General features: G+C 67.1%; 7 protein-coding genes. All 7 read left to right on the top strand.

All coding sequences use genetic code 11. The features are described from left to right. The first annotated feature begins 151 nt into the window (after positions 1 to 151). On the top strand, positions 152 to 586 hold the full coding sequence (gene hisI, locus ACI38Z_RS08215) for a phosphoribosyl-AMP cyclohydrolase (RefSeq protein WP_439789710.1): 435 nt from the start codon (positions 152 to 154) through the stop codon (positions 584 to 586). A 7-nt stretch (positions 587 to 593) separates the two neighbouring features. Next, on the top strand, positions 594 to 2,411 hold the full coding sequence (locus tag ACI38Z_RS08210) for a lipid II flippase MurJ (protein WP_439789709.1): 1,818 nt from the start codon (positions 594 to 596) through the stop codon (positions 2,409 to 2,411). Then, complete coding sequence (locus ACI38Z_RS08205) at positions 2,411 to 3,655, top strand: carboxylate--amine ligase (protein ID WP_439789708.1); 1,245 nt, start codon at positions 2,411 to 2,413, stop codon at positions 3,653 to 3,655. The genes ACI38Z_RS08210 and ACI38Z_RS08205 overlap by 1 nt, the downstream gene beginning before the upstream one ends. Before the next feature lie 45 nt (positions 3,656 to 3,700). Next, positions 3,701 to 5,839, top strand: coding sequence for an excinuclease ABC subunit UvrC (gene uvrC / locus ACI38Z_RS08200; RefSeq protein ID WP_439789712.1), 2,139 nt, complete (start codon positions 3,701 to 3,703; stop codon positions 5,837 to 5,839). 146 nt (positions 5,840 to 5,985) lie between these two features. Then, positions 5,986 to 6,885, top strand: a complete 900-nt coding sequence (rapZ, locus tag ACI38Z_RS08195) for an RNase adapter RapZ (RefSeq protein ID WP_439789711.1) — start codon at positions 5,986 to 5,988, stop codon at positions 6,883 to 6,885. A gap of 13 nt (positions 6,886 to 6,898) precedes the next feature. Next, positions 6,899 to 7,843, top strand: coding sequence for a DNA-binding protein WhiA (gene whiA / locus ACI38Z_RS08190; protein WP_439789707.1), 945 nt, complete (start codon positions 6,899 to 6,901; stop codon positions 7,841 to 7,843). Between the two features lie 238 nt (positions 7,844 to 8,081). Continuing rightward, positions 8,082 to 8,424: glyceraldehyde 3-phosphate dehydrogenase NAD-binding domain-containing protein (locus ACI38Z_RS08185; RefSeq protein WP_439789706.1), on the top strand; the 343-nt coding region annotated here is incomplete at its 3' end.

Here is an 8,424-nt window from a genome sequence, read left to right as displayed (position 1 = left end):
ACCTCATGACGCTCAACACGTTCAAGACCAAGTTCAGCAAGGAGGTCAGGCACGTCGCGCCCGACCGCGACCTCCCCGTGCGCGAGCGCTATTACAAGTCCCTGCTCGCGGGCAAGAAGGTCCTCGACAAGATTCGCGGATAGGAGACCACATGGACGCATCCCAGTCCCCCCAGACGGCAACCGAGCCAAGGGCGTACGCGGGCGAGAAGGTCGAGCTGACCTCGCTCGAGGCGATCCCCGTCAAGTTCGACTCGCGCGGGCTCGTGCCTGCCGTCGTGCAGCAGGCGGGGACCGGCGAGGTCCTCATGGTCGCCTGGATGAACGAGGAGTCCCTGGGGCTCACTCTCACGACGGGCACGACGTGGTTCTGGTCGCGCAGCCGCCAGGAGCTCTGGAACAAGGGTGCCACCAGCGGAAACATCCAGCACGTCAAGCGCGTGCTCGTGGACTGCGACGCCGACACCCTCCTCGTCGAGGTCGACTCGCCCGGACCGGCCTGCCACACCGGGCACCGCAGCTGCTTCTTCCGCGAGCTTGCGGCAGGCGCCAACGAAGCGCCCGCGCAGGACACCACACGTCGATAGGCCACCCATGGCAAAGCACCTCCGAACGAGTTCGAGCGACCCAAAGGTCGTCGTGACCAACCCCAACGCGCCCGCGCGCCACTTTGCTGCGGCCGTCGCGTCGAAGCTGGCTGACGCCACGTCCAAGCTGAAGATCGTGGGAGGGGCCTCCAGTGCCACGTCCGCGGCCAAGGTCCAGAAGGCTGGGGTCGATGGCGTCGAGGGCGAGAAGGGCGACGATGCCGCCAAGCAGACCCAGGCGGCCGTCGGGCGCTCCGCCGCGCTCATGAGCGTCCTCGTGATCATCAGCCGCATCACGGGCTTCTTCCGCACGTGGGGCCAGGCGTACGCCCTGGGCGTCACGGCGCTGGCGAGCTGCTACACCGTCGCGAACAACCTGCCCAACCAGCTGTACGAGCTGGTTATGGGCGGCATGATCATGACGGCGTTCCTGCCCGTGTACATGTCCGTCAAGAAGCGCCTCGGCCGCAAGGGCGCGGACGAGTACGCGTCCAACCTCATCACGATAGTGACCGTGTTTCTCGCCATCGTGACCGTGCTCTCGTGGATCTTCGCGGGCTTCATCATCTGGACGCAGTCCTTCTCGGCCTCCAAGAACTTCGACGCCGGGGTGTCGGAGTACCTGTTCAGGTTCTTCGTGGTCGAGGTCATCCTGTACGCGCTCGACTCGCTCATCTCGGGCGTGCTCAACGCGGAGCGCGACTACCTGTGGTCCAACGCGGCGCCCATCTTCAACAACATCGTGTGCACGGCGTCGTTCCTGGCGTACGCCCTGCTCGTGCCCACCAACAAGTCGCTCGCGGTGCTGTGCCTGGCCATCGGCAACCCGCTGGGCGTCCTGGTGCAGGTGCTCGTGCAGGTGCCTTCGCTCAGGCGCCACGGCATCCACATCCACTTCCGCATGGACTTCCACGACCCCGCGCTCAAGGAGACCCTCTCCATCGGCGTGCCCACGCTCGTGCTCACGCTCGTCTCGTTCCCGACGGTCGCCGTGCAGACGTCGTCGGCCCTGCAGGTCACCGCGGCCGGCGCCTCCATCGCGTACTACGCGCGCCTCTGGTACATGCTGCCGTACTCCGTGTTCGCGATCCCCATCACCATCGCGCTCTTCACGGAGCTCTCCGACTACGTGGCCAACGGCGACATGGAGTCGTTCAAGCGCGCCGTCCGCTTTGGCACGGAGCGCATCGTGTTCATGCTCGTGCCGTTCGCGATGTTCCTCATAATCTTCGCGCCGGGGCTCATCACGGTGCTCGCGGCGGGCAAGTTCGACTCCAAGGGCCTGCAGGACACGATCCTGTACCTTGGCTGGCTGGCCACGGCGCTGCCGTTCTACGGCATCAGCACCTACCTGCAGAAGATCTGCTCGTCCCTGCGCAAGATGGTCTTCCTCACCATCGCCACGTGCGTGGCCGCCGCCGTGCAGATCGGCTTCTGCTTCGCCTTCACCAACCAGCTGGGCCTTGCCGGCGTCGCGTTCTCGAGCACGCTGTTCTTCATCGCGATCGACGTGGTGACCTACCTCAACCTGCGCCGCACGCTCGGGCCCATCGGCCTCAGGTCCATGTTCGGCTCGTTCGTGCGCTCGCTCGTCTTTGGCGTCGCGGGCTCTGCCGTGGCAGTCGTCCTTCTCGCCCTGCTCAACGCGCACTTTGGCAACTGGGTCGGCTCCATGTCCCGCAGCATCCTGTACTGCGTGGCCGCCGGCATCCCCGCCGTGCTCGTTACCTACGGGCTCCCGGTCCTGCTCAAGGCGCCGGAGGCCTCCACCATCCAGTCCATCCTCGCCCGCTTTGGGCGCAAGAAGAAAGTTGGGGCAAACTGATGCAACAAGGCAAGGCTCCCGCAAGGGACGACATCGTACCCGTCGTCATCGGTGGCGACATCGGCGCCTACGCGCTCTGCCGCGAGTTCCACGAGGCCCTGGGCGTGACCACCATCGCGCTCAACACCGGCTTCATCGGCGCGATCGAGCACTCGCGCATCATCGACGCCCGCGAGGTCTCCTCGCTCGAGCACGACGTCATCGTGCCCGCCGTCACCCGGATCGCGAGCCAGCGGCCGGACGCCCACGTCCTCCTGGTAGGCAACACGGACCAGCTCATCGAGCTGCTGGAGGACGTCAAGGCGGACCTGCCCGCCAACGTGACCTGCCTCTGCCCGCCGCACGACGCCTTCGACGCCGTGTGCGACAAGGCCACGTTCTCGCGCCTGTGCCGCGAGCACGGGCTCGACGTGCCGCAGATGGACGTGGTGAGCCTCGCGGGCACGGACCCCATCGCCCCCACGCAGATCCCCTTCCCGGTGGTGGCCAAGCCGGCGGTATCGGCGGAGTATTACCACTTCATCGTCAAGGGCTTCAAGAAGGTCTACTACATGACGGAGCAGGCCCAGCTCGACAAGCTGTGGGCCGACCTGCGCGAGGCGGGCTTCGCCGGCGACTTCCTGGTGCAGGAGCTCATCGGCGGGGACGACACCTACATGGACTCGCTCACGATCTACGTGGGCCGCGAGGGCAAGCCGCTCATGCTGGGCGGCGCGCAGGTGCTGCTGGAGGACCACGCACCCGCCATGCTGGGCAACCCCGTCGCCATGATCACGCGCCAGAACCCGGAGCTCTGGAAGCGTGCGGGCGCGATGCTTTCCGACGCGGGCTACCGCGGCTTCGCGAACTTCGACATCAAGCGCGACCCCAAGACGGGCCGCCAGCTCTTCCTGGACTGCAACCCCAGGATCGGCCGCAACTCGTTCTACAACCTCGCCGGCGGCGTGAACCCCATGGAGGTCGCCACGCTCGACCTCGTGGACGGCAGGGGAGAAGAGCCGCGCGTCGTGGCCGACACCATCCTCTACACGCTGGTCCCCATCTCGCTGCTGCGCCGCTACGTGCGCGACGAGTCGCTCCTGGCCGAGGTCGACTCCCTGGTGCGCGCCGGCAAGGTGTACGACCCGCAGCGCTACGACGCGGACTGGGGCCTGCGCCGCCGCCTGGACGTGGACCTGACCGAGAAGAACCAGATCCGCAAGTTCGCGAAGTACTATCCCGAGCCCACGGACACCTCGTTCTAGCGCGGGGCGCAGGCGACCATGTCGATAAAGGACCCGGCATCGCACATGCCCGACCTGGACACACAGGCCCCGCGCCCCGAGGCGCTGGGCCTGCCCTCCATCGCGGAGCAGGTCAACCAGGTGCCCACGAACCCCGGCTGCTACCTGTGGAAGGACGCCAAGGGCGAGGTCATCTACGTCGGCAAGGCCAAGAACCTGCGCGCCCGCATGCTGCAGTACGTGAACCTGACGGACGACCGCGCCAAGATCCCGCTCATGATGCAGATCGTCCGCAGCTTCGACTACGTGGTCGTGGGCTCGGAGCACGAGGCGCTCGTGCTCGAGCGCAACCTCATCGAGCAGTACCACCCGTACTTCAACGTCGACTTCAAGGACGACAAGAGCTACCCCTACATCGCCATAACGGAGTCGGACGCGTTCCCCGCAATCAAGTACACGCGCGAGAAGCACCGCAAGGGGACCCGCTACTTTGGCCCCTACACGGACGCCCACGCCGCGCGCGAGACCATCGACACGCTGCGCAAGGCCGTGCCCATCTGCATCGCCACGTGCGCGGAGTGGAAGCGCACCCGCCGCTACCTGCAGAGCCATCCCGACGACGTCTCCGTGGCCAACATGGTGCTGGCCGAGCGCGGCCGCCCCTGCTTCGACTACCACGTGGGCCGCGGCCCCGGCGTCTGCTGCGGCGCCATCAACACCGTGGACTACGCCTCGCACGTGCGCCAGGTCGAGAACTTCCTCTCGGGCCGGCGCAGCCAGATCGTGGAGGAGCTCGAGGGCCAGATGGCCGACGCCGCCCAGAACCTGGAGTTCGAGCGCGCCGGGCGCATCAAGCACCGCCTGGAGGTCATAAACGCTCTGGACGACCGCCAGCAGGTGACCTTCCCCTCCAGCGTGAGCCTCGACCTCATAGGCTTCTACCGCGAGGAGACCATCAGCTGCGCCTGCGTCTTCGTGGTGCGCGAGGGTCGCACGATCCGCACGAGCGAGTTCGTGCTCAACAAGGGAATGGACGTGGACGAGGTCGAGCTCCAGGCCGGCTTCGTCAAGCGCTACTACGACGAGACCTCGGACATCCCCTCCGAGGTGGACCTCTCCATCGACCTTCCTGACGCGGACGTCCTGGGCGAGTGGCTCACCAACAAGCGCGGCCGCGTGTGCCGGCTGCACCGCCCGCAGCGGGGCGAGAAGAGCCGCCTCCTCGACATGGCGGCCAAGAACGCGCACCACGCGCTCAACCGCTACATGGTGCGGACGGGATACGCCGACGACCGCACCAACCAGGCGCTTCTCCAACTGGAGAGCGCGCTCGCGCTCGACGCGCCGCCCATGCGGATCGAGTGCTACGACATCTCGACCCTGCACGGCGCGTTCACGGTGGCGTCCATGGTCGTCTTCACCAACGGCCGGCCCGACAAGGCACAGTACCGCCGCTTCAAGATCCGCGCGGACCTTCCCGAGGCCAACGACTTCGTGTCCATGCAGGAGGTCCTGGGCAGGCGCTTCTCGCCCAAGAGCCGCGCGGACGAGCGCTTTGCCCGCTCGGACCCGGACCTGCTGGTGGTCGACGGCGGAAAGCCGCAGCTCACGGCCGCGATGACGCAGCTGTCCGAGCTGGGCGTGACCAACGTGCCGGTCTGCGGCCTCGCCAAGTCCGACGAGGAGGTCTTCGTTCCCTGGGACGAGACCCCGGTCGTCCTGCCCTCGGGCTCGGCCTCGCTCTACCTCATCAAGCAGGTGCGCGACGAGTCGCACCGCTTCGCCATCACGTTTCACCGCGAGCTCCGCACCAAGGCGCAGTCCGTCTCGATCCTGGACGACGTGGAGGGCGTGGGTCCCAAGCGCAAGCGCGCGATCATGCGGCGCTTCGGGTCGCTCCGCCGCCTGCGCGCCGCCTCCGTGGAGGACATCGCCTCCGTCCCGGGCGTGCCGGAGTCCGTCGCCACGGACGTGTGGCAGACGCTCCGCGCCTGGGAGGAGGAGGCCGCGACCGTGTCGCGCGAGGCCTCGGGCACGGACGGCGCAGGCAGGAAGGATGCGGGCGAGAAGGACGTGCCGTCCGTGGCGGGCACCACCTCGGGAGCGGGCGCCGCCTCGGGCGAGGGGGACGGGCGTCCCGTCCCCGCGTCGGGCGATGGCGTGGAGGGCCCGTCCACGGTGGATACGCGCGGCCCCGTGGGGTAAGCTTCTAGCCAGGGGCGCCCGACTGCCGGCCGGGAGCCGCGTGGGAGGGGGCGCCTGCGGCCAAGGCGGCGCGTCCTTCTCGCCATCGCTCTATGGGCGCTCGCGCCCGGACGGGAGGCATGGACTTGGCAGGGACCTCAGACCAGATGCGCACGGCGGCACGGCTCGACCGCGTGCCTGACATCGTCGTCATCACCGGCATGTCCGGATCGGGACGCACGCAGGCCATGCACGTCTTCGAGGACATGGGCTACTACTGCATCGACAACCTGCCGCCGCGCCTGATACTCGACATCGCCAACGTCGTGGGCATCAACACGGGCGTCGGCCGTCACCTGGCCGTCACGTGCGACCTGCGCAGCCAGGGCCTGTTCGACGAGATGTTCGACGTCCTGCGGCAGCTGGGCGAGCACGAGCTCACGGTCAAGCTGCTCTTCCTGGACTGCTCGGACGAGGTGCTCATCCGCCGCTACAAGGAGACGCGCCGCCGCCACCCCATCGCGATGCCGGGCGAGTCGCTCGAGAGCGCCATATCGCGCGAGCGCAAGCAGCTCAAGGTCGTGCGTGACCGCGCGGACCTCGTGATCGACACGTCGCACATGCGCACCTCCGCGCTGCGCAACCAGATCCGCCGCGCGTTCTCGGAGCTCTCCGACCAGCAGCTGCTCGACGTGCACGTCTACTCCTTCGGCTTCAAGCACGGCATGCCCGTCGAGGCCGACCTCATGATCGACGTGCGCTTCCTCCCCAACCCGTTCTACGACCCCACGATGCGCAACCTCACGGGCAACGACGAGCCCGTGCGCGACTTCGTGCTCACGAACGAGGTCACGGGCCGCTTCCTCAAGGCCTGGGAGGGCCTGCTCGACGTCGTGATGCCCGGCTACGTGGCCGAGGGCAAGACGCAGCTCTCCATCGCGGTGGGCTGCACGGGCGGCCAGCACCGCAGCGTCGTCATAGCAAACGAGACCGCGCGCTACCTGCAGGGCCAGGGCTACCACGTCACGCTCTCGCACCGCGACCTCGCGCTGGCCGAGAAGCGCTAGCGCCGGAGCCGACATGTCGTTCACGGCCCAGGTAAAGGACGAGCTGTCCCGCGTGGAGGGGGAGTGCCCCCGCTGCGCGTACGCCGAGCTCTCCGCCATCACGCGCGTCTGCGGCACGCTGTCCTTCCGCGGCAGCGGCCGCTACTCCATCCGCGTCGCCACGGAGACGGGTGCCGTCGCGCGCACCATGATCAAGCTCACGCACGAGCTGTTCGACCTCGAGACCCCGCTCACCGTGCGCCACTCCAACCTGCACAACACGCGCAACTACCTCATCGAGATACCGGAGCAGGACCAGCTCGAGGGCGACCTCGAGGAGCTGGGCATCCTCGAGCGCGGCCACGGCATCACGCCGGGGGTGCCGCAGGCGCTCGTGCGGCGCGACTGCTGCAAGCGCGCCTTCGTGCGCGGTGCCTTCATGGCGGGCGGGTTCATCGCGGACCCGCGGGGCGACTTCCACCTGGAGGTCGCGGTCACGGGGGAGCGCTTCGCGCAGGACCTCATGGGCCTCATGAAGGACCTGGGCGTCGACGCGCGCCTCAACCGGCGCCGCGGGAGCTACGCCATCTACATCAAGAGCTTCGACGAGATCGAGGCCCTGCTCAGGGCCATGGGCGCGCGCCGCTCGGCCCAGGCCATCCTCAACGTGCGCCGCGTCAAGTCGCTCAAGAACGACGTGAACCGTCGCGTCAACGCCGAGATCGCCAACCAGGCGCGCTCGACCGGCGCCGCCGCGGAGCAGCTCGAGCTCATCGCGCGTGCGGAGCGCCTCGTTGGCCTGCGTGCCCTGCCGCCGGCGCTGCGCGAGTTCTGCGTGCTCAGGCGCGCCAACCCCGAGCTATCGCTCGCCGCCCTCGGCAAGAGGTGCAGCCCGCCCTCCTCCAAGTCCGCCATGTATCATCGCGTCCTTCGTCTGCAGCAGCTGGTGGAGGAGCGCGAGGGCGAGAAGGACCACTGATTGCTGTGCAACTCTCGGCGGCGGATGAACGTCCTTCTCGCTTATATGGGCATTTTCATACCGTTTGCCGAAAATATGCGCAGTAATCGGTGGACAATCCCTACGGCAAAAAACATTTTGCCGGTTCAGTCATCTTTGCGTTTTTGTTACGGGGTAATTGGGTAAAATACGTAGCAGTGCAAGTTTGCTGTGGTCGGCTCGGGGAAGGGCCCTGGGCGGCCTTGCGAAAGGAGAAAGAATGGCAGTTAAGGTTGCTATTAACGGCTTTGGCCGTATCGGCCGTCTGGCGTTCCGTCAGATGTTTGCGCACGAGGGCTCCGAGGTTGTCGCCATCAACGACCTCACCTCTCCTGACATGCTTGCGTACCTCCTGAAGTATGACACCACCCACGGCAACTACGCCCGTGACCACAAGGTCGAGTCCACCGATCACTCCATCATCGTTGATGGCAAGGAGATCACCATCTACAAGGAGCCGGATGCCTCCAAGCTTCCTTGGGGCGAGCTCGGCGTCGACGTCGTCCTCGAGTGCACTGGCTTCTACACCTCCAAGGCCAAGGCTCAGGCCCACATCGACGCTG

This window comes from Parafannyhessea sp. (assembly GCF_051876455.1).
Lineage (GTDB): Bacteria > Actinomycetota > Coriobacteriia > Coriobacteriales > Atopobiaceae > Parafannyhessea.
Note: the sequence above shows the minus strand (reverse complement) of the source record. Positions and strands in the feature narration are given on the sequence as shown.

Excerpts from the sequence above, each read along its gene's own strand:
- ACI38Z_RS08205 (WP_439789708.1), top strand. The coding sequence starts at position 2,411 with ATGCAACAAGGCAAGGCTCCCGCAAGGGACGACATCGTACCCGTCGTC.
- whiA (WP_439789707.1), top strand. The coding sequence starts at position 6,899 with ATGTCGTTCACGGCCCAGGTAAAGGACGAGCTGTCCCGCGTGGAGGGG.
- rapZ (WP_439789711.1), top strand. The coding sequence starts at position 5,986 with ATGCGCACGGCGGCACGGCTCGACCGCGTGCCTGACATCGTCGTCATC.
- hisI (WP_439789710.1), top strand. The coding sequence starts at position 152 with ATGGACGCATCCCAGTCCCCCCAGACGGCAACCGAGCCAAGGGCGTAC.
- ACI38Z_RS08210 (WP_439789709.1), top strand. The coding sequence starts at position 594 with ATGGCAAAGCACCTCCGAACGAGTTCGAGCGACCCAAAGGTCGTCGTG.
- uvrC (WP_439789712.1), top strand. The coding sequence starts at position 3,701 with ATGCCCGACCTGGACACACAGGCCCCGCGCCCCGAGGCGCTGGGCCTG.